The sequence below is a fragment of the Cellulomonas flavigena DSM 20109 genome (genome assembly GCF_000092865.1).
GTDB classification, from domain to species: domain Bacteria; phylum Actinomycetota; class Actinomycetes; order Actinomycetales; family Cellulomonadaceae; genus Cellulomonas; species Cellulomonas flavigena.
In genome coordinates, this window is sequence record NC_014151.1 from 3,154,547 (window position 1) to 3,173,186 (window position 18,640).

20 protein-coding genes are annotated in these 18,640 nt (G+C 75.3%); 7 read left to right on the plus strand and 13 right to left on the minus strand.

Annotated elements, in window-relative coordinates; translation table 11 throughout:
* Nucleotides 1–5: 5 nt before the first annotated feature.
* Both CFLA_RS14345 and CFLA_RS14350 read left to right on the plus strand, forming a co-directional pair.
* Nucleotides 6–899: an ATP-grasp domain-containing protein gene (locus tag CFLA_RS14345; RefSeq protein WP_013118054.1), complete on the plus strand. Its 894-nt coding sequence runs from the start codon at nt 6–8 to the stop codon at nt 897–899.
* Between the two features lie 80 nt (nt 900–979).
* Nucleotides 980–1,303 (plus strand): PGPGW domain-containing protein, encoded by a 324-nt coding sequence (locus CFLA_RS14350; protein ID WP_013118055.1) that lies wholly within the window; start codon nt 980–982, stop codon nt 1,301–1,303.
* A gap of 14 nt (nt 1,304–1,317) precedes the next feature.
* Here CFLA_RS14350 and CFLA_RS19790 read toward each other — a convergent pair whose 3' ends face one another.
* The 7 genes from CFLA_RS19790 to CFLA_RS14385 all read right to left on the minus strand — a co-directional run bounded on the left by CFLA_RS19790 (nt 1,318) and on the right by CFLA_RS14385 (nt 7,187).
* Nucleotides 1,318–1,545: a Rossmann-fold NAD(P)-binding domain-containing protein gene (locus CFLA_RS19790; RefSeq protein ID WP_222836755.1), complete on the minus strand. Its 228-nt coding sequence runs from the start codon at nt 1,543–1,545 to the stop codon at nt 1,318–1,320.
* A 496-nt stretch (nt 1,546–2,041) separates the two neighbouring features.
* Nucleotides 2,042–2,449: a YciI family protein gene (locus CFLA_RS14360; RefSeq protein ID WP_013118056.1), complete on the minus strand. Its 408-nt coding sequence runs from the start codon at nt 2,447–2,449 to the stop codon at nt 2,042–2,044.
* A 123-nt stretch (nt 2,450–2,572) separates the two neighbouring features.
* Nucleotides 2,573–3,253, minus strand: coding sequence for a response regulator (locus CFLA_RS14365; RefSeq protein WP_013118057.1), 681 nt, complete (start codon nt 3,251–3,253; stop codon nt 2,573–2,575).
* Complete coding sequence (locus tag CFLA_RS14370; protein ID WP_013118058.1) at nt 3,250–4,776, minus strand: sensor histidine kinase; 1,527 nt, start codon at nt 4,774–4,776, stop codon at nt 3,250–3,252. Before CFLA_RS14370 ends, CFLA_RS14365 begins: the two co-directional genes overlap by 4 nt.
* Nucleotides 4,763–5,605 carry a membrane protein gene (locus CFLA_RS14375; RefSeq protein ID WP_013118059.1) on the minus strand — a complete coding sequence of 281 codons (843 nt, stop codon included), beginning with the start codon at nt 5,603–5,605 and terminating at the stop codon, nt 4,763–4,765. Before CFLA_RS14375 ends, CFLA_RS14370 begins: the two co-directional genes overlap by 14 nt.
* Nucleotides 5,602–6,465: an ABC transporter permease gene (locus CFLA_RS14380; protein ID WP_013118060.1), complete on the minus strand. Its 864-nt coding sequence runs from the start codon at nt 6,463–6,465 to the stop codon at nt 5,602–5,604. Before CFLA_RS14380 ends, CFLA_RS14375 begins: the two co-directional genes overlap by 4 nt.
* On the minus strand, nt 6,462–7,187 hold the full coding sequence (locus CFLA_RS14385) for an ABC transporter ATP-binding protein (RefSeq protein WP_013118061.1): 726 nt from the start codon (nt 7,185–7,187) through the stop codon (nt 6,462–6,464). The genes CFLA_RS14380 and CFLA_RS14385 overlap by 4 nt, the downstream gene beginning before the upstream one ends.
* 469 nt (nt 7,188–7,656) lie before the next feature.
* On the opposite strand from CFLA_RS14385, the gene CFLA_RS19145 reads away from it, so the two are divergent.
* The 4 genes from CFLA_RS19145 (at nt 7,657) to CFLA_RS14405 (ending at nt 11,735) form a co-directional block, all read left to right on the plus strand.
* Nucleotides 7,657–9,003 carry an ice-binding family protein gene (locus CFLA_RS19145; protein WP_013118062.1) on the plus strand — a complete coding sequence of 449 codons (1,347 nt, stop codon included), beginning with the start codon at nt 7,657–7,659 and terminating at the stop codon, nt 9,001–9,003.
* A 291-nt stretch (nt 9,004–9,294) separates the two neighbouring features.
* Entirely contained in the window at nt 9,295–10,857 is a 1,563-nt protein-coding gene (locus CFLA_RS14395) for a non-reducing end alpha-L-arabinofuranosidase family hydrolase (RefSeq protein ID WP_013118063.1), read from the plus strand.
* Nucleotides 10,858–11,023: 166 nt separating this feature from the next.
* Complete coding sequence (locus tag CFLA_RS14400) at nt 11,024–11,227, plus strand: DUF7455 domain-containing protein (protein WP_013118064.1); 204 nt, start codon at nt 11,024–11,026, stop codon at nt 11,225–11,227.
* A gap of 166 nt (nt 11,228–11,393) precedes the next feature.
* Entirely contained in the window at nt 11,394–11,735 is a 342-nt protein-coding gene (locus CFLA_RS14405; RefSeq protein ID WP_013118065.1) for a hypothetical protein, read from the plus strand.
* 64 nt (nt 11,736–11,799) lie between these two features.
* On the opposite strand, the gene CFLA_RS14410 is transcribed toward CFLA_RS14405, so the two are convergent.
* The 3 genes from CFLA_RS14410 to CFLA_RS14420 all read right to left on the minus strand — a co-directional run bounded on the left by CFLA_RS14410 (nt 11,800) and on the right by CFLA_RS14420 (nt 14,135).
* Nucleotides 11,800–12,705, minus strand: a complete 906-nt coding sequence (locus CFLA_RS14410; RefSeq protein ID WP_013118066.1) for an SDR family NAD(P)-dependent oxidoreductase — start codon at nt 12,703–12,705, stop codon at nt 11,800–11,802.
* Nucleotides 12,706–12,768: 63 nt separating this feature from the next.
* On the minus strand, nt 12,769–13,557 hold the full coding sequence (locus tag CFLA_RS14415) for an SRPBCC family protein (RefSeq protein WP_013118067.1): 789 nt from the start codon (nt 13,555–13,557) through the stop codon (nt 12,769–12,771).
* Nucleotides 13,554–14,135, minus strand: coding sequence for an ArsR/SmtB family transcription factor (locus tag CFLA_RS14420; protein ID WP_013118068.1), 582 nt, complete (start codon nt 14,133–14,135; stop codon nt 13,554–13,556). The genes CFLA_RS14415 and CFLA_RS14420 overlap by 4 nt, the downstream gene beginning before the upstream one ends.
* Before the next feature lie 342 nt (nt 14,136–14,477).
* On the opposite strand from CFLA_RS14420, the gene CFLA_RS14425 reads away from it, so the two are divergent.
* Entirely contained in the window at nt 14,478–16,409 is a 1,932-nt protein-coding gene (locus CFLA_RS14425; protein WP_013118069.1) for an ATP-dependent helicase, read from the plus strand.
* A 155-nt stretch (nt 16,410–16,564) separates the two neighbouring features.
* On the opposite strand, the gene CFLA_RS19150 is transcribed toward CFLA_RS14425, so the two are convergent.
* Genes CFLA_RS19150 through CFLA_RS14440 form a run of 3 tightly spaced genes read right to left on the minus strand, consistent with a single transcriptional unit; the run spans nt 16,565 to nt 18,608 of the window.
* A complete protein-coding gene (locus CFLA_RS19150) occupies nt 16,565–17,524 on the minus strand; it encodes an RDD family protein (RefSeq protein ID WP_013118071.1) in 960 nt (319 codons plus the stop codon).
* The gene (locus CFLA_RS20095; RefSeq protein ID WP_013118072.1) at nt 17,521–18,039 is read right to left on the minus strand and encodes a hypothetical protein; all 519 of its coding nucleotides are present in this window, start codon (nt 18,037–18,039) and stop codon (nt 17,521–17,523) included. Before CFLA_RS20095 ends, CFLA_RS19150 begins: the two co-directional genes overlap by 4 nt.
* Nucleotides 18,036–18,608 (minus strand): hypothetical protein, encoded by a 573-nt coding sequence (locus CFLA_RS14440; RefSeq protein ID WP_013118073.1) that lies wholly within the window; start codon nt 18,606–18,608, stop codon nt 18,036–18,038. Before CFLA_RS14440 ends, CFLA_RS20095 begins: the two co-directional genes overlap by 4 nt.
* Nucleotides 18,609–18,640 lie beyond the last annotated feature (32 nt).

The following is an 18,640-nucleotide window of genomic DNA, read 5'->3' on the forward strand; positions in this document are numbered from 1 at the left end:
GGCGGGTGAGCACCTCCCGCGTCGGCGTCGTCGTGACCGACACCTACCCTGCCGACGACCTCGACCACGACACCGCGCCCCTCGTCGCGGCCCTGCGCGAGCGCGGTGCCGACGCGCACGCGGTCGTCTGGCACGACCCCGCGCTCGACCCGGCGGCGTACGACCTGCTCGTGCTGCGCAGCCCGTGGGACTACCCGGACCGGCTCGACGAGTTCCTCGCCTGGCTCGCCCGCGCCGAGGCCGCGACGCGCGTGCTCAACCCACCGGAGCTGGTCCGGTGGAACCTCGACAAGCGCTACCTCGCGCAGCTCGCGGCGCGGGGCGTCGGCGTGGTGCCGACGACGTACCGCACGGACCTCGACGACGTCCGCGCGGACCTGGCGGCGGCCGGCGGCGGGCACGTCGTGCTCAAGCCGACCGTGTCGGCCGGCGCGCGCGACACCGGGCTGTTCCGCGCCGACGACCCGGGCGCGCTCGCGCTGGCGGGGCGGATCCTCGCGCGCGGCGGCGTCGTCATGGTGCAGCCCGAGGTGCCCGAGCTGTCGCAGGGCCGCGAGAAGGCGCTGTACGTGGTCGACGGCACGCTGACGCACGCCATCGCGAAGGGTGCGCTGCTCGCGCCCGGCGGCGGGCTCATCGGCGGCGTGTACGTCGAGCACCCCGAGGCGGTCGACGTCACGGACGCGGAGGCGGAGTTCGCGCGACGCGTCGTCGCGGCCGTCGACGAGGTCACCGGGCTGGGCGTGCCGCTGTACGCACGCGTCGACACCGTGGACTCCGCGGAGCACGGCCTCGTGCTGCTGGAGGCCGAGCTGTTCGAGCCCGCGCTCAACCTGCACGTGGTGCCCGCGGCGACCGGACCCGTGGCCGACGCCGTGGTGACCCGTCTCGTCCAGTGAGAACCTGGCACTCGCCGGGCTGCCGCCGCGTTGAGTGGTCGGCGGGTCCGTGGGGCCCCGTCGACGGAGGAGGTGGCGCGGTGGCCACGTGGCAGGACCGCTGGACGCGCATCCGCGCGCAGATCGACCTGCTGCCGCGCCCGGTGCGGCTCGTCGCCGTGGCCGTGGTCGGGGGCACCGTCGTGCTGACGGGCGTCGCCATGCTGGTGCTGCCCGGCCCGGGGATCCTCGCGATCCTCGCGGGGCTCGCCCTGCTGGCCACCGAGTTCGCGTGGGCGCGGCGGTGGCTCGACCGGGCGCGCACCGCCGGCCAGGCGGGCGTCGACAAGGGACGCGACGCCTGGCAGCGACGACGTGCGGGCGGCGCGCCGGCCGCCGAGGCCGACACGCCGCCGGGCGTCTGACAGGCGCGGACCGCTCAGGCCGCGTCCGCTGCCGCGTGGTCCGTGGTGAGCGCGAGCCCGCGGCCCGCCTCGACGTCCGCGGTGAGCGCGGCGATCTTCGCCTCGGCGTACGCCACGGCGTCCGAGCCCAGCAGCTGGCGCAGCGGGCCCTCTCCGGACTCGACGCGCGCGACGATCGCCGCCGCCCCCTTGACGGGGTCGCCCAGCTGGTTGCCCTGCAGCGCGAGGTGGTCGCGCACCATGTCCCGCAGCGCCGGGTACGCGGGCGGGCGCTGCCGACGCGCGGGGCCGCGAGTTCGTCGGACGTCGAGGGCGCCTGACGGGCTGCCTGTGGGGCTGCCCCTGGGGGCAGGCCGCTCGCGGCGGCGTTGACCGGTGGTCGGTGCCGGGACGACGGCGCGCGTGACGACGCCCCGAAGGAGGCACCCCACGAGCTCCGACCGCACCACCGCTCCCGGCACCACGGCTCCCCGCACCACCGCTCCCGGCACCGGCTCCACCGCACGCGTCCGGCGTCGTGCCGGGCTCGTCGCCGCTGCCACGGCGGTGCTCACCGTCGGCGCGGTCGCCGTGGTGACCGCGGCCGTCGCGACACCCGGCTCCGGGGACACGGTCACCGCGAACCCGGTGACGCGTGCTGCTCGGCGATGGCGGCCTGCAGCCCGTACGGACCCAGCCCGCTGCCGGTCGCGACGGCGCGCGCGAGCGCCGCGCGCCCCCGCCGGATCGCCGACCCGCTCAGACCGTGCCGAGCTGCTCGCGCCAGCCCTGCTCCTTCTGGATCCACTCGTTGTCCTGCGGGAAGTCCTCGGGGCCGGTGACGCGCCGCACCTCGAGCTTGGTGCCCGCGCCGAGCGGCGCCCGCCGGGCCCACGCGACGGCGTCGTCCTGCGAGGCGACGTCGAGGATCCAGAAACCGTTGAACAGCTCCTTCGTCTCGCCGTACGGCCCATCGCTGACGACCGGCTCCTCGCCGGTGAACTCGACCACCGCACCCTGCGAGGCGTCCGCCAGCCCCTCGCCCGCGACGAGGACCCCCGCCTGCATCATCGACTCGTTGTAGCGGCCCATCGCGGCGATGATCTCCTCGAGGCCCATCTCGGCGGAGGCCGCCACGGCCTCGTCGGTGGCCCGCGTGATCAGCATGTACCTCGCATCTCGACGCTCCTCGCGTGTCGGTGGTCCACCCGTCCGGACGGACCTTCTCACCCCGAGGTCGAACGGGGAAGCGCCGGATCGACACGACGTCGCCGGCGATCTCGTCGCCCGTCAGGACGCGGTGACGACCCCGCACTCGTACGCGATGATCACCGCCTGCACGCGGTCCCGCGCGCCGAGCTTGGCGAAGACGTTGCCGACGTGCGTCTTGACGGTGGTCTCCGAGACGACGAGCTCCGCGGCGATCTCGGCGTTGGACGCGCCCTCGGCGATGAGCCGCAGCACGTCGAGCTCGCGCGGGGTCAGGCCGCGCAGCCGCGGGTGCGGGCCGGTGCGCTCCTGCGGGTCGCCGTCCTCGGCACCGGCCGGGAGGTGCGGGGCGAACAGGTCGAGCATGCGGCGCAGCACGCGCGGCGCGACCACGGACGTGCCGGCGGCGACCGTGCGGATCGCGTCGACGAGCTCGTCGGGGCGCGCGGACTTCAGCAGGAACCCGCTCGCGCCGGCGCGCAGCGCCGCGAAGGCGAGGTCGTCGACGTCGAACGTCGTCAGCACGAGCACCCGGGAGTCGGGGTGCTCGGCGACGATGCGCCGGGTCGCCTCGACGCCGTCCATGCCGGGCATGCGGATGTCCATGAGCACGACGTCGGGTGCCAGGCCCGCGACCTGGCTGAGCGCGACGCGGCCGTCGGCGGCCTCGCCGACCACCTCGAGGTCCGGCTCGCTCTCGACGACGAGCCGGAACCCCGTCCGCAGCAGCGGCTGGTCGTCCACCAGCAGCACGGTCGTCACGTGTCTCCCCCGTCCTGCGCGGCCCGGCGGGCCGGCTCGTCCTCGTCCTCACGCCACGGCAGCACCGCGCGTACCCGCCAGCCACCCTCGGGGCGGGGTCCCGCCTCGACGTGCCCGCCCAGCAGCGCGGCGCGCTCGCGCATGCCCACCACACCGCGCCCGGTGCCGCCCCCGTCACCCGGGCGCGTGCCGCCGCTGTCGGCGACGTCCACCTCGACGGCCGTCGGCGTGCGCCGCACGGCGACCTCCACGGACGTGGCCCCGGGCGCGTGCCGTAGCACGTTGGTGAGCGCCTCGCCGAGGATGCGCGTCACCGCGAGCCGCACCGACGTGTCGTCGGGCAGCGGGGTGTCCAGGCCCGACGCGGTCACCGGGACGCCGGCGACGCCGAAGCGCTCGACGACGGTCACCAGGTCCACCTCGGTCGGCTCGGAGAGCCGGGCGTCCTCGCCGCCGACCGGGCCCAGCGCGCCGAGGACGCGCTGCATGTCCGCCAGAGCGGCGCGGCCGGTGCGCGCGACCTGCCGCACCGCGTCGCGCGAGCGGTCGGGGGCGCGCTCGAACGCCGCGTCGGCGCCGTCCGCGAGCGCGATCATCACGGACACGCTGTGGGCGACGACGTCGTGCATCTCGCGCGCGATGTGGGCGCGCTCGGCCGCGCGCGCGAGGGCCGCGCTGTCGTCACGCTCGCGCGCCAGCGCGCGGTAGCGCTCGACCAGGTCCGCCGCGTGGAGGCGGCGCGCGCGCGCGGCGAAGCCCACCGCGAGACCCAGGAGCAGCAGCGCGAGGAGCAGCAGCACCGAGCCCATGCGTCGACCGGCCGAGAACAGCGGCTCGTCGAGGTGCGGCGGGTTCCAGCCGGACGGGTCCGGCGGCGCCGGCGCGCCCCCGGACCACAGGAAGAACTCCAGGACCCCGAGGTCCTGCCAGTGCCACAGGGCCGCGGTGAGGGCGGTCAGCACGACCCCGAAGGTCGCCCACGTGACGACGGTGCTGCGCACGACCGCGACGCTGCACAGCGCGCACGCCAGGGCGACCCCGAGGACCCCCAGCACGCCTGCCGTGACGAGCGACGCGAGGGCCACGAGCGTCAGGAGCGCCGTCACGGCGAGCGGCCGGGCCCGGCGTCCCAGCAGCAGGACGGCCGCGACGAGCGTGCCGACGAGCGACACGGTCGTCACGGAGTCCGCGACCGGGGACCCCGGCGGGTAGAGCCCGAGCGCGACGGCCCCGACCGCGGTCTCCCACAGGGCGACCGCCCCGACGACGCCCGTCAGCGCGACTCCCGCGACGACCGCGACGTCCGTGATCCACGGGTGGTCGGCCAGGACCCGCGCGACGTGGCTCGCGCCGCGCACCTGCGCCTCGGTGAGCGGCGGCTCGTCGCGGGTACTCGGCACCCGGACCACGGCAGCACGTCGGATCACCGGGCCACTCTCCCACCCGCGCGCGCCGGGGTGCGGCACCCCGACCTCCCGCGGGGCGGCCGGGCCCTGCACGTCGTCGCTCTCAGCGGACGTCATGCCGTGCCAGCCGGTACGCCGCAGCGCCGAGCAGCACCGCCACCCACGCGCCGAGTACCGTGCCCCCGCCCCACACGCCGAGCTCGGGGCCGCGCGTGACGGCGTCCATCGCCGCGACCGCCGCGTCGTCCTCCAGCAGACGTCTGCCGGCCGACGGGAGCAGCGCCCCGACCGTGTCGGTGAACCGCCCCGGGTTGGCGCGCAGCACGGCGTCGAGGAAGAACATGAGCATGACGCCGGTGACGATCGCGTCCGTGGGACGCCGCAGCAGCGATCCCAGGCCCAGGCCGAGCAGGGCGACGGCGACCCCGACCGCGACGAAGGCGACGAGCGTGCGGGCGGCACCCGGCACGGCGAGATCGAGGTCCGGTGCGTCGGCCGCCCGTGCCGGGACGGTCGCGAGCCAGGACGCACCGAGCGCCGCCGCTGCGGTGACGGCCGCCACCGCAGCAGTGACCACGACCTGCGCCGCGAGCACGGGCAGCCGGCGGGGCACCGCCGCGAACGTGGTGCGCACCGTGCCCGTCGTGTGCTCCGCGGTCCCGACGAGCGCCCCGAGCACGACGAACCCGAGCTGCGCGAGCACGAAGCCCGACACCACCACCCACGACCCGGAGCGCCCGTCGTCGGGCCGCACGAAGATGCCGAGCCCGTACGCCGCGGCCGCCGTGGCCGCCACCGTGCCGAGGACGAGCCAACCGTTCGCGGGCACGCTCGTGAGCTTGGTGAGCTCCGCGGCGAGCACGCGGCCGAGGGTCGCACCGGGGCGGGCCGGGGCCCCGCGCGGCGCACGGGCCGCCGCGCGGGGCTCCGGGGCGAACGTCGTCATCGCACGTCCCGCAGGCGCAGCCGCAGGCCCGCCACGACGAGCAGCAGCAGCACCCATGCTCCCAGGACCAGCCCGCCACCGACGGGCCCGAGGTCGGGCGACCCGGGCATCGCGCCGGCCGAGTCGGGCATCGTCATGAGCTGGGCGGCGGTGCCGGGCGTGAACGTGCCGACGACGCCCGTCACCGTGACGTCCGTCAGGGGCACGCCCTCGGGGTCGACACCCGGGTCACCGAGCGTCATCAGCACGATCGGCAGCACCAGCACGACCACGATCGACGTCACGACCGCCCGGACCGTGCGGCGCAGCAGCGCCCCGATCGCGAACCCGAGCAACGCCATCCCCACGACGAACAGCACCATGCCCCGCATGACGCCGGGGGTGTCGCCGCCCATCAGGTCGAGCGGCAGGTCGCGCGACGCCGCCGCCGGCACCACGCCCACGACGCACGCGGCGAGCGTCACGGTCCCCAGCGCGAACGCGAACGCGGCCAGCACGACGACCTGCGCCACGAGCGCGGGCCAGCGGCGCGGGACGAGCGTGTACGTCGTGCGGAACGCGCCCGTGCGGAACTCGCCCGCGCCGAGCAGCACACCCAGCACCAGGGGCCCGACCTGCGCGAGCAGCAGGCCCGTGGCCAGGTCGCTCGTCGGCTCGAATCCCGGGTCCGTCGAGGACGCGTTCGCCCCCGCGTACGTGATCGCGCCGCCGACGGCCACGGTGACGGCCGCGGTCCACCACGTCGAGCGCAGCGAGGTGAGCTTCGTCCACTCGGCGGCGACCAGGCGGCCGAGCGAGGGGCCGGCGGTGCGGGCGCCGACCCCGGGACGCCCCGTGCGGGGCAGGGCGGCGGCGGTCATCGCGCACCCCCGGCGGTGTACTCGACGGAGTCGCTCGTGAGCCGCAGGTACGCCTCCTCCAGCGTGCCGGACTCGCCCGCGAGGTCGCTCACCGTCGCGTCCGCGAGCAACCGGCCGCGGCCGATGACGACGACGCGGTCCGCGCACAGCGCGAGCTCGTGCATGAGGTGCGACGAGAGCAGCACCGTGCGGCCCTCCGCCGCGAGCTCCCGCACCAACCGGCGCACCCACAGCACGCCGTCGGGGTCCAGACCGTTGACCGGCTCGTCGAGGATCAGCGTCTGCGGGTCACCCAGCAGCGCGCCGGCGATGCCCAGCCGCTGGCCCATGCCGAGCGAGAACGTCCCGGCACGGCGGTGCGCGGCCGGCTCGAGGCCGGTCTGCGCGATGACCTCCCGCACCCGCGCCTTGCCGATGCCGTGGGTCTGCGCCATCGCCAGCAGGTGCTTGTACGCGGTGCGGCCCGGGTGCACCGAGCGCGCGTCGAGCATGACGCCCACGGCGTGCAGCGGCGCCGGCAGGTCGGCGTACCGACGCCCGTCGACGCGCGTGGCGCCGGACGTCGGCCGCTCGAGGCCCACGACGACCCGCATGGTCGTCGACTTGCCCGCGCCGTTGGGACCCAGGAACCCGGTGACCGTCCCGGGCCGCGCGGTGAACGTCAGACCGTCCACCGCGGTCGTGCTCCCGTAGCGCTTGGTCAGCGCCTCCACCTCGATCATCGTGCCTCCTCGTGCTGTGCCGTCCCCTCGTCGGGGCGTCCGTCGGCGACGCTACGGAGGCGGGCCGGGCCGGCGGCACCTGCCCGGGGAGGAGACCGCGCCGGCGCGTTCCTCCTGCCGCGGGAGGAGCGCAGACCGTCGCGACGGGTTCGGCCGGCGCCGCGGGACGCACCGGACGGACCCGACGAACTTCACCCTTCGCGTTCCGTTGCGCCCGCTTTGAAACGTTGCACTGTCACGCAGGCGTTACGTAGCGTCGCTCACCCCGGGCGAGAGCACCACCTACCGCGGTACGTGGGTGTTCGACACCACCGGCATGACGCAGCAGCAGATCGACGCGCTGCAGGGCGCGCAGGTGTCGATCGACCTCGTCTGGGAGCTGCAGAGCGCCGACCCGGCGTGACGGCGCGCGGGGACGTCGCGAGCAGCACGACCCCGCAGCCTGCAGCGCGGACCCCGGGAGCCACCCGTGCGCCGCGGCACGTCTGAGCCGCACCACGGGTGGCTGCGGCGTGACGGCTGGGTGGTGTTCGTCCTCGGCACGCTCGCCGAGTGCTACCTGGTGTTCACGCTCGCGCTGACGACCATCGCGGTGCTGCCGCTCGCCCTCGGCTGGCAGGGCTCGGTCGTCCAGACCGGCTCCATGCGTCCGCACATCCAGCCCGGTGACGTGGTGCTGTCGACCCAGCTGCGGGAGGACTCCCCCGTGCCGCTCGGCGGTGTGGTGGAGTTCCGCACGGTGGCGCCCGGCGGTGGTGAGCGCACCGTGATGCACCGGATCGTCGCCGAGGGGGACGTGCGCGGCGAGTGGGTGACCGCCGGCGACGCCAACGCGGACCTGGACAGCGATCCCCTGACGCGCGAGGAGATCACCGGGCAGGCGCGCCTGCTGGTGCGGTGGGTCGGGCTGCCCAGCATCTGGCTGCGCGACGGCATGACCGGCCACCTCGTCGGGTGGGCGGTGCTCACCGCCGCCGCGGTCGCGCTGCGCGCCGCGAGCGGACCTCCGCGCGACGGCACCCGACCGGGTGCCCGACCCGCCTCCCCGGCCGGCGCCGCGGCCGCCGCGGTGAGCCGACGCACGTTCCTCGCCGCGGCGTTCGCAGTGACGGCCGGCGGGATGGCGGCGATCAGCCACGAACCGGTGTGGGCGGGGTTCTCGGCCCGCACCTCGACCGGGCGCAACACGTTCCGGGTCGGCACGTGGCCGACGCTCGCCCTCGGGCGGCTCGCGTCGTTCGCGATCCTGGCGGCCACGCGGGTGACGAACGAGGCGTTCCTCGGCATCGGCAGCTCGGTGAACGGCAGCGTCGGCGTCTCACCGGGCACCACCGTCTCCGGATTCTGGATCTGGGACATCACCGGGAGCACCGAGCGGAACACCACGACGGCACGCAACGCGCGCACCGACGCCCTCGCGCTGTACGACGCGGTGCGCGCGCGCCCCGCCACCCGCGCGGCGACCGCGACCGTGACCGGCACGCTCACCCCGGGCGTCATGCACCGCACCGGGCCGGTGCAGGTCACCGGCACGCTGACGCTCGACGCACGCGGGGACGCCAGCGCCCTGTTCGTGCTCACCGGCACCGCGCTGACCTTCGCCGCCGGCAGCGCCGTGGTGCTGGCGAACGGCGCGTCGGCGGACCGTGTGCTCTTCCTCAGCACCTCGACCGCGTCCGTCGCCGAGAGCGCCCAGCTCCGCGGCGTGCTGCTGGCCCAGAACGACGTCACCGTCAGCCGGGCCGCCGTGACGGGTCGGATCGTGTCCACGCAGGGCGGGGTCCTCCTGACCCGCGCCACCGTGACGTCACCCTGAGCCGCGGTCGGCAGCGGTACGGAAGGCGCCCGGCATCCCATGCACCCAACCGTTTGCCATCCCTCCTGCCTGCGGAAGCGCGACCACGCGTCCGAGGGCTCACCCAGCAGGTGGATGAACCGTTTAACGTTCCAGGTCACTCTTCTGTCGAAGCGCTCCCGCGTGGCAATGTGAAGGTTCACATCGGACTTTCCACCGGGATCACCGTGGATCCCGGCGGAGCCGTCGTACGTCCCCGCGCCCCATCCGTCCCGGACCCCTCCCCACCCGGACCCCTCGAAGGAGAGCAGCATGCGATCAGCCCGTCCCACCGGAGCAGCGGCACCTGCGCGCCGCCGCTGGGCGACCGCGCTCGTCGCGGTCGCGACGGCCGTGTCGGCCGGTGCCGCCGCGCTCGTCGCCGCACCTGCGGCGTCAGCGGCCACGGTCGACACGACCGCGTCCTACCTGCTGATCAACCGCAACAGCGGCAAGGCCCTCGACGTCTACAACCTCGCCATGAACGACGGTGCGCGCATCACGCAGTGGTCGCGCAACGACGGCACGCAGCAGCAGTGGCAGTTCGTCGACTCGGGCAACGGCTACTACCGCATCAAGTCGGTCCTGTCGGGCAAGGTGCTCGACGTCTACAACTGGTCGACGTCGAACGGTGGCTCGATCGTCCAGTACACCGACCGCAACCAGAACAACCAGCAGTGGCGCCTGAACGACGGCCCCAACGGCACGGTCATCCTGGTCAGCAGGCACTCCAACCTCGCGCTCGAGGTCCAGGGCGCGTCGACGGCCGACGGTGCCAACATCGTCCAGTACAGCAACTGGGGCGGCACCAACCAGCAGTGGCAGCTCGTGCGCGTCGGTGGTGGGGGCGGCCAGCCCACGCAGCAGCCGACCCAGCAGCCGACGCAGCAGCCGACGGCGCAGCCGACCCAGCAGCCCACCTCGTCGCCGACGTGCAACCTGCCGTCGTCGTACCGCTGGCGCGACTCCGGCGTGCTGGCGCAGCCGCGCCAGGGCTGGGTGTCGCTGAAGGACTTCACGGTCGCGCCGTACAACGGCCAGCAGCTCGTGTACGCCACGACCAACACCGGCACCGCGTGGCAGTCGACGATGTTCTCGCCGTTCTCGAGCTACTCGCAGATGGGCTCCGCGCAGCAGCAGACCATGCCGTTCACCGCCGTCGCGCCGTCGCTGTTCTACTTCGCACCCAAGAACATCTGGGTGATGGCGTACCAGTGGGGCGGCCCGGCGTTCTCCTACCGCACGTCGAGCAACCCGTCGAACGTCAACGGCTGGAGCGCGCACCAGACGCTGTTCACCGGCTCGATCTCGAACTCCGGCACCGGTCCGATCGACCAGGCGCTGATCGGTGACGACCGGAACATGTACCTGTTCTTCGCCGGCGACAACGGGCGGATCTACCGCGCGTCGATGCCGATCGGCAACTTCCCCGGCTCGTTCGGGTCGAACTACCAGACGATCATGACCGACACGCAGGCCAACCTCTTCGAGGCCGTGCAGGTCTACAAGCTGGCCGGTCAGCAGCGCTACCTCATGATCGTCGAGGCCATCGGGTCGCAGGGCCGCTACTTCCGGTCCTTCACCGCCACGAGCCTGGACGGCCAGTGGACCCCGCAGGCCGCGTCCGAGTCGAACCCGTTCGCCGGCAAGGCCAACTCCGGTGCGACGTGGACGAACGACATCAGCCACGGCGAGCTGCTGCGCACCAGCGCGGACCAGACCATGACGGTCGACCCCTGCAACCTGCAGCTGCTCTACCAGGGCCGCTCCCCGCAGTCCGGCGGCGACTACGGCGCCCTGCCGTACCGCCCCGGCCTGCTGACCCTGCAGCGGTAACCCGCACCACCCACGCCTGAAGGGGTGCCGTCGCCTGGCGACGGCACCCCTTCTCGCGTCCGCGTTCTCTGCGGGCGAACGCCCCAGGGGATGCTTTGTGGGCCGCGACAGGTTCTGATGTGCAGACGCGACGTCGTCCCCCGACGTCGCAGGAGAGGAGCAGCCCGTGCCCGTCAGCACCGTCGACGCCCCGACCGCCCAGCTCACGAACCAGGACCGCTGCGACCGCTGCAGCGCCCAGGCGTACGTCCGCGCCACCATCGCCGGCTCCGACCTGCTCTTCTGCGGCCACCACTTCCGCGCGCACGAGGCCGGGCTCACGGCCGCGGGCGCCGCGATCGTCGACGAGCGCCACCGCATCGGCGAGTAGTTCCTGCACGCCCTACGCAGCGCCCGGGATGCCCGTCGTCCCGGGCGCTGCGCGCGTCCGGGCGCGTGCGGCCGTCCAGGCGTCGGCGAGCGTGCACTGGTCGGCGTGTCGGCCTGCCTCGACAAAGGCCTGGCCGCCGACCGGGACAGCACGCCATCCTCGTCGCATGAGCACCCGCACGCTGTGGCGTCCGACCGGTCCGGAGGAGCTCGCGCTCGTCGAGGCCTCCGGCCGGCGCGCGTGGCCCCCGCGCCTGCCCGACCAGCCGATCTTCTACCCCGTCCTCAACGAGGACTACGCGACGCGCATCGCGCGGGACTGGAACGTCAAGGCCAGCGGCGTGGGGTACGTGACGCGGTTCGAGGTCGCCACCGAGTTCCTGGACCGGTACGACGTCCAGCAGGCCGGCGGCGAGACGATCCTCGAGTACTGGATCCCCGCCGAGGACCTGGACGAGCTCAACGCGCACATCGTCGGCACCATCGAGGTCGTCGCCGAGTACCGCTGAACGGCGAGGGTGTGAAGCGTTCGGGACGCTGGCCGTCCTGAGTGCGTCACGCCCTCGCCCTGCGTCACGCCCTCGCGCGGCTCGACCCCATCGCGGCGGTGCACGTGGACCAGACGTCGGCGCCGACGTCCGCCCGCAGGGCCGTGGGTGACGGGGCGTGGGAGCGGCGACCGCTGACGTAGCCACCCATGAGGGGCTCCGCGGCCGGGTCGGTGGCGAGCCACGCGAGGTCCTCGGCGGAGTCGCGGACGCGGCGCGCGCCGGGCAGCCGGACGAGCAGCGGCGTCAGTGCCGCGTACACGCGTCGCACCACCGGCGGGTAGTCCCGCGCCAGGCCCGTCTCGGGCATGAGGCCCGGGTCGTACGCGACGGCCCGCACGCCGCCCTCCCGCGCGTCGAGCTCGCGGGCCAGTGCGATGCACGCAAGCTTCGACGTCGAGTAGCGCACGCGGCCCGACCCCGGGTCGCCCGGGGCGTCGAGGGGCGGGTCCAGGAGCGTCGCGGCGTCCACCCAGCGCGCGGCCGGGAAGCCGAACGCCCGCCGGCCGCCGCGGTGCGTCTCGCTGCCGAGCGTGACGACGCGCGCACCCGGGCGCAGCCGCGTCAGCAGCGGCGCGAGCAGCGCCACGTGCCCGAGCACGTTCGCCGCGGCGGTCAGCTCGTACCCGTCCGGCGAGCGTCGGACGCCGTCGAGGACCTGGACCCCGGCGTTGCAGACGACGGCCCGCAGCGGGACGTCGTCACGCACGAGCGCACCGGCGAGGGCGCGCACGCTGGCCAGGTCCGCCAGGTCCGCGCCGCGCACGTCGACCAGCGCTCCCCACGTCGTCCGCAGCTCACCGGCCAGAGCCTCCCCGCGCGCGACGTCCCGCACGACGAGCACGAGTGGGTGCCCCCGACGCGCCAGTGCGCGCGCGGTGGCCGCGCCGAGCCCTCCCGTGGCACCGGTGACCAGCACGCCGTCCGCCATGTCAGCCCCCTGCTCGTCGCGCGACCACGAGCGGCCAGCATGGCGGACACGGCCGCGACCGCGCTACGACGCCGGGACCACGAGCCCGTCGACCCACGCCTGCCACCTCGGCTGCTCGGTGCGCGCGTACGCGGCGGCGTCGGGGCCGAACAGGTGGGCGCGCACGTTGGCGTACGCCGCGTCCCCCTCGCCGGGGTGCGCGCCCACGCTGAGCATGCCGGGCACCGGGGCGTCGAGCCGGACGATCGCGTGCCGCGGGCCCAGCTGCTCGACGACGCCGGCGGCGCCGCGCAGCTCGACCCGGTCGCCCTCGCCGGTCAGCCCGAGCGCGGTCCGCAGCGCGTCCCACAGGGCGTCGGGGCCGCCCGCGTGGACCGCGGACGCCTCGAGCTGCGTCGCCTCCTGGCCCGGGAAGTGCGCGAGGTACAGGCGCAGGACGTCGAACGACGGGCGCCAGCTGACGCCCATGTCGTCCCACCACTCCTGCTCCCAGTCCGCGCCGGTGCCGAGCCCGCTGGTGGTCACACGCACGACGCACGTGCCACCGGACCGCGCCTCGACCACGAACTCCGAGGTCATCGGGCTCAGCTCGTCCGGGTCCTTGCCCATGAGGGCGGCCCAGTCCTCCTCGTAGACGAGGCGGCGCGGCGGCTCCCACGCGGTGACGTGACCGTCGGAGCCCATGTCGGGACCCATCGAGATGTGCAGTGCCCCGCCCTCGCGCTCCTCCATCTGCGTCGGCAGGAACCACGCGCTCATGCCGCGCGCCGTGGCGACGGCCTGCCAGACCTGCTCGGGGGTGCCGGGCACCTCGACGCTGAACTCCAGGCGGTACGGGACGTTCGTGCTCATGGTGCGTCCTCCTCGGGGACGGGGTGGGCGGCGACGACGAGCCGGTGCGGGCGCCCGTCGTCGTGGTGGTAGCGCGCGGCCAGGTCGAGCACCGCGGCGGTGAGCTCGTCGGCGAAGGCCGCGCGGTCCGCGGCGGACCGGAAGCCGATCTGCGTGTCGATCGTGAGCGTCGGGACGCGCCCGCCGTCCCGGCGCGCGCGGCGCACGAGCGTGCCGACCTCGCGGACCACGCGGCCGGCGAGCGCGACGAGGTAGCCGGCGGACAGCCGGTCCCCCGTCGCGCCGGGATCGGCGGCGGACGCGGTGACGGCGGCGGGCGAGACGACGTACCGCGCGGCGGACGCGCGCAGCACGCGCTCGGTGAGGCCGCCGTGGCGGCGCTCCTCGGCGAGCTCGACGAGGCCGTGCGCCTCGAGCGCACGCAGGTGGTAGTTGACCTTCTGCCGCGTGATGCCGACGCGCGCGGCGAGCCCCGCGGCCGACGCGGGCTCGGCCAGCTCGGCCAGCAGCCGCGCGCGGACGGGGTCCAACGCGACCGCCGCCGCGCCGGCGTCCTCGATGACCTCGACGTCCTGCATGCCTCCCACCGTCCTCCTTGACACGTATATTTGTCAATACGGGTGCACGAGTGCGACCCAGCGCTCACACGCCCCCTCCCCCACCTAGCCGCCCCTCCCCACCCCGCCGACCGGAACCTGACTCACCGCACCCGCCCGGCATCCAGGACCCAGGTTCCGGTCAGCGAGGTACGGCTGCGCCCACCGGAACCTGACTCACCGCACCGGCCCCGCATCCAGGACCCAAGTACCGGTCTGCGGTGGTGCTGGCCCGGGTCGGGCGCGAGGTCGGGCCCGGGGCGTGACGCGGCCCACCACGCCGCGCGTGCGCCGGGCGCCGCGCGGCACGTACGGTCGTGCCTCGTGCGTGACGGACGAGGCGGGAGCGACGCGGACCGCGTGCTCGCCGGCCTCGACGAGCAGCAGACCGGGGCCGTCGTCGCGCCGCCCGGGCCCGTGCGGATCATGGCGGGTGCCGGCACGGGCAAGACCCGCACGATCACGCACCGCATCGCGTACCAGCACCTCACCGGGGCTGTCCCCGCGCACGGCGTGCTGGCCGTGACGCACTCGAGCAGGGCGGCGGGCGAGATGCGCGACCGTCTCGCGCGGCTCGGCGTCGGCGGGGTGCAGGCGCGCACGTTCCACGCCGCGGCGCTGCGGCAGCTGCGGTACTTCTGGCGTGCGACAGGCCTACCGGGCGACGGTCCCGTGCTCATCGACGCCGACGGGCCGGGCGCGCAGTACCGGTACCTGCGCGGCGCGCTCGGGGCGGTGCTGCGGACGCCCGCGCGGGACGTCGACGCGTCGATGGTGACGGACCTGTCGACCGAGCTGACGTGGGCCGCCGCGCGTGACCTCACGCCCGCGGAGTACGAGGCGCAGGCGGAGGCGGCGGGACGCAAGCCGGGCATGCGCCTGTCGACGGTCGCCGGCGCGATGCGGCGGTACACCACGGCCAAGCGCGCGGCCGGTGTGCTGGACTTCGCGGACCTGCTGGCGACGTGCGCGCGGCTGCTCGAGGACGACGACGAGGTCGCGGCCACCGTGCGGCAGCAGTACGCGGCGTTCGTCGTCGACGAGTACCAGGACACCGACCCGGCGCAGCAGCGGCTGCTCGACGCGTGGCTCGGCGACCGCGACACGCTCGCCGTGGTGGGTGACGCCCGGCAGGCCGTCTACGCGTTCAAGGGTGCGGACACCTCGCTGCTGCGGGACTTCACGGTGCGATTCCCGCACGCCGTGACCGTGGACCTCGTGCAGGACTACCGCTCGACGACCCAGGTGGTCGACGTCGCGAACCGCCTCATGGCCGGGCGCCCCGAGTCGGCGGGGCCGGCGCTCGTCGGGATGCTCGGCGACGGGCCCGCGGTGCAGGTCGTGCAGGGCGACGACGAGGAGGACGAGGACGCGCGTGTCGTCGCGACCGTCCGCCGGTGGCTGGCCGCGGGCGTGCCGCCCGAGGAGATCGCCGTGCTGCACCGGTTCAACGCGCAGGCCGTCGCGCTGACCGCCGCGCTGCGGGACGCCGGAGTCCCCGTCGTCGCGGCGGACGGGCAGGCGTACTTCGACCGTCGCGAGGTCGCGCACGTGCGGGCGCTGCTGCGCGAGCACGCCGCGCGCACCCCCGACGAGGACGCGGCCGACGTGCTGGGCCAGGTGCTGGCACGCGTCGGCCACGACCCTGACGCCCCGCCCGACGGCACCGGTGCCGCCCGTGAACGCTGGGACGCCCTGGAGGCGCTGCGCTCGCTGGTCGCGACACTGCCCGCGGCGCTGACCGGCACCGTGCGGGCGCTGTCCGCCGACCTGGACCGCCGCGCCGCCGAGGACCACGCACCGCCCGGCCGCGGCGCCGTCACCGTCAGCACCATCCACAAGGCCAAGGGCCTGGAGTGGGACGCCGTCGTGGTCGCGCGCGCCACCGAGGGCTCCCTGCCGTCGGTCTACGCGACGACGTCGGCGGAGACGGCCGAGGAGCGGCGCCTGGCGTACGTCGCGGTGACGCGGGCGCGGCGGCACCTCGTCGCGACGTGGGCGGGTGCGCGGCGGGGCGGGCGGGCGAACACGGCGTCGCCGTACCTGAGCGCGTTCGCGGCGCCGCGGGCGCGGGCCGGGCGCGCGGACGACCCCCCGACGCCGCGGTCGACGTCCACGCTGACCGTCGGGCAGCGGGTCACGCACGACACGCACGGGCTGGGGCGCGTCGTCGACGTGCGCGACGGCACGGTGACGATCGACTTCGGGACCGGCGGACGCAGGACGGTGGCTTCGGGACGCATCGTCACGCTGTGACGGCCGTGGCGCGGCTCGACGTCACGGTCCACCGGGGGGCCGGCAGGAGATGCTCGAGGGCCTCGTGCCGCCGGTCGATGCCGAGCCGACCGTCGACGCGGCGACGTACCGGACGGCGTTCGCGTCCGCCGCGTCCGACGACCCGATCGCCCCGCTCAGCCCGCGGCCGGCAGCGTCGCCGTGCAGGACGTGAGCGTGCGGTCCCGCCACAGCACCTCGACGTCGACCGGCCCCGCCCCCTCGACAGGGACGGACAGGAAGCCGTCGGAGCCCCACGCCTGGTGGTCGACGGGCACGCCGCCGGTCGTCACGCGCACGACGAGCGGGCCCTGCGGTTCCACGTCGGTCCCGTCCCACACCACGTCGAGGGACAGCCGCTCGGACTCGACGCGTCGCGCGCCGTCGTCCCACGGCCACAGCCGCTGGGACTGCCGCCACTCGACCTCCCGCATGAGGCTGACGTCCTCGACCCGCAGCCCCGCGTCCGGGTCCTGCGCCGCGAGCGGGCACCGGGCGGTCGCGTCGACGGTCGTGCCTCCCGCGTCGCCCAGCCGGAGCCCGAGCAGGACGCCCGCGGCGACCACGACCCAGGCGACCACGGTGACGGCCCGCCCGCGCGCGTCCGTGCGCGGCGCGCGGCGCAGGACGACGGTGCGCAGCAGACCGTCGGCGAACGTCCGTCCCTCCGGGTGCCACAGCGGACGCAGGTAGCCGATCAGCAGGATCGCGTCGAGGAGGTGCGCCACCCAGCGCGCCAGGGAGCGCAGGACGCCCGGCGGTCCGCCGACCGGACCGTCCACGGGCGCGTGCACGACCGTGATGCCGACGACGCGGCGGCCAGGTGTCTGACCCGTCAGCCCCTGCAGCACGAGCATCAGCAGCCAGGCGAGCACCAGGACCCCCGACGACGTCCACGGCTGGGCGTCGTCAGCCGGGCCGCTGTCAAAGGTCGGCTGCAACGAGGGCGCGGTGATGCCGTCGCCCGCCACGATCCACGCGACCGCTCCGAGCACGGCGCTGTCGAGGAGCGCGGCCACGACGCGGCGGCTCCAGCTCGCGGGCTCGAGGTCCGGGAGCAGCCGTCCGTGCGGCAGCTCGGTCTCCGTGACGGTCACGCGCGCATCGTCGCAGGCCGGGGCGGATGCGCACCAGGGACCGCCCCTGTCGGGCCGGTGGGACCGGTGGGCCTGCCCCGCACGACGAGCACCACGGCCGCGCACGCCACGACGGTCCACACGTCGGTCGCGTCGGGCTGGACGACGACCCGGACGGGCGCGACGGCGCCGCCGACGAGCGCGTCGACCGGGAACCGCAGGACGCCGACGACGTCGGCGTACACGTCCCGCGCCGTGGCGGAGAGCTTGAGCGCGGCGAAGGCGAGGGCCGTCACCGCGGCGACGACGGACGCGGGGACGAGCGAGGGCGCGCGCCGCATGACGACGTCCCGTGCCGCGAGCACCAGGAACGGGAAGAACGCCAGGCCCGCGACGTCGGACAGCTTGCCCGTGACCCAGCCCGGTGCGGCCGCCTTGAGCACGTGGTCGTTGAGCAGCAGCACCGCGAGCGCGACCAGCGGCACGGGGTGCAGCACGAGCTCACCCGGCACCCGCGCCGGGCCGGACGGGGTCACGATCCGCCCTCGTCGGGCGGGTCGAGCGACAACCGGTCGACCGTCCCGCTCATGTCGCCGAGATGCAGGGTCACCGGGGGCGTGACGTCGACCGGCAGGTAGAAGGTCAGGCTCGCCGAGGCGCGGTCCCCGGCGCGGCTCTTCGTGGCCGGCGGTCGCCAGCCGTACGACGCCACGTCCTGCGGGGACCACGTCCGCCCGCGGCCGTCGCTCACGGTGAGGGTGCGCAGCAGGTCCTCCGGGACGGGTTCGGGGTCCAGGCCGTTGAACGACAGCTCGACGTGCACGGGGACGTCGACGTCGTCCGCGCTGACGCAGCTCCTCGTGTGCACCCAGACGCTCCGGGCCTCGTACCCGCCACCGAGGAACGACGACGGGGTCGCCGACCAGATCCCCGTGTCGTCGTACTCCTGGGGGCCGTAGAACGCGCTCACCCGATCGTCGGACGTGGGCTCCGGGCACCGCTCGAGGCCGGGCGAGGTCGCCACGGCGGCCCCGGCTCCGACCAGGAGCACGGCGGCGACAGCCGCGGAACGCGCGCGCGAGGGCCGCGGCGGGGGCGTCGTCATGTCGGCAACGTACGGCGACGGGGCGGGCCGCG

Coding starts and splice junctions, on each gene's coding strand:
- CFLA_RS14410 (WP_013118066.1), bottom strand. CDS start 12,705: ATGGCGGACGGCGTGCTGGTCACCGGTGCCACGGGAGGGCTCGGCGCG.
- CFLA_RS14440 (WP_013118073.1), bottom strand. CDS start 18,608: ATGACGACGCCCCCGCCGCGGCCCTCGCGCGCGCGTTCCGCGGCTGTC.
- CFLA_RS14405 (WP_013118065.1), top strand. CDS start 11,394: ATGAGCACCCGCACGCTGTGGCGTCCGACCGGTCCGGAGGAGCTCGCG.
- CFLA_RS14375 (WP_013118059.1), bottom strand. CDS start 5,605: ATGACGACGTTCGCCCCGGAGCCCCGCGCGGCGGCCCGTGCGCCGCGC.
- CFLA_RS19790 (WP_222836755.1), bottom strand. CDS start 1,545: ATGGTGCGCGACCACCTCGCGCTGCAGGGCAACCAGCTGGGCGACCCC.
- CFLA_RS14380 (WP_013118060.1), bottom strand. CDS start 6,465: ATGACCGCCGCCGCCCTGCCCCGCACGGGGCGTCCCGGGGTCGGCGCC.
- CFLA_RS14385 (WP_013118061.1), bottom strand. CDS start 7,187: ATGATCGAGGTGGAGGCGCTGACCAAGCGCTACGGGAGCACGACCGCG.
- CFLA_RS14395 (WP_013118063.1), top strand. CDS start 9,295: ATGCGATCAGCCCGTCCCACCGGAGCAGCGGCACCTGCGCGCCGCCGC.
- CFLA_RS14370 (WP_013118058.1), bottom strand. CDS start 4,776: ATGACGTCCGCTGAGAGCGACGACGTGCAGGGCCCGGCCGCCCCGCGG.
- CFLA_RS14415 (WP_013118067.1), bottom strand. CDS start 13,557: ATGAGCACGAACGTCCCGTACCGCCTGGAGTTCAGCGTCGAGGTGCCC.
- CFLA_RS14360 (WP_013118056.1), bottom strand. CDS start 2,449: ATGCTGATCACGCGGGCCACCGACGAGGCCGTGGCGGCCTCCGCCGAG.
- CFLA_RS14420 (WP_013118068.1), bottom strand. CDS start 14,135: ATGCAGGACGTCGAGGTCATCGAGGACGCCGGCGCGGCGGCGGTCGCG.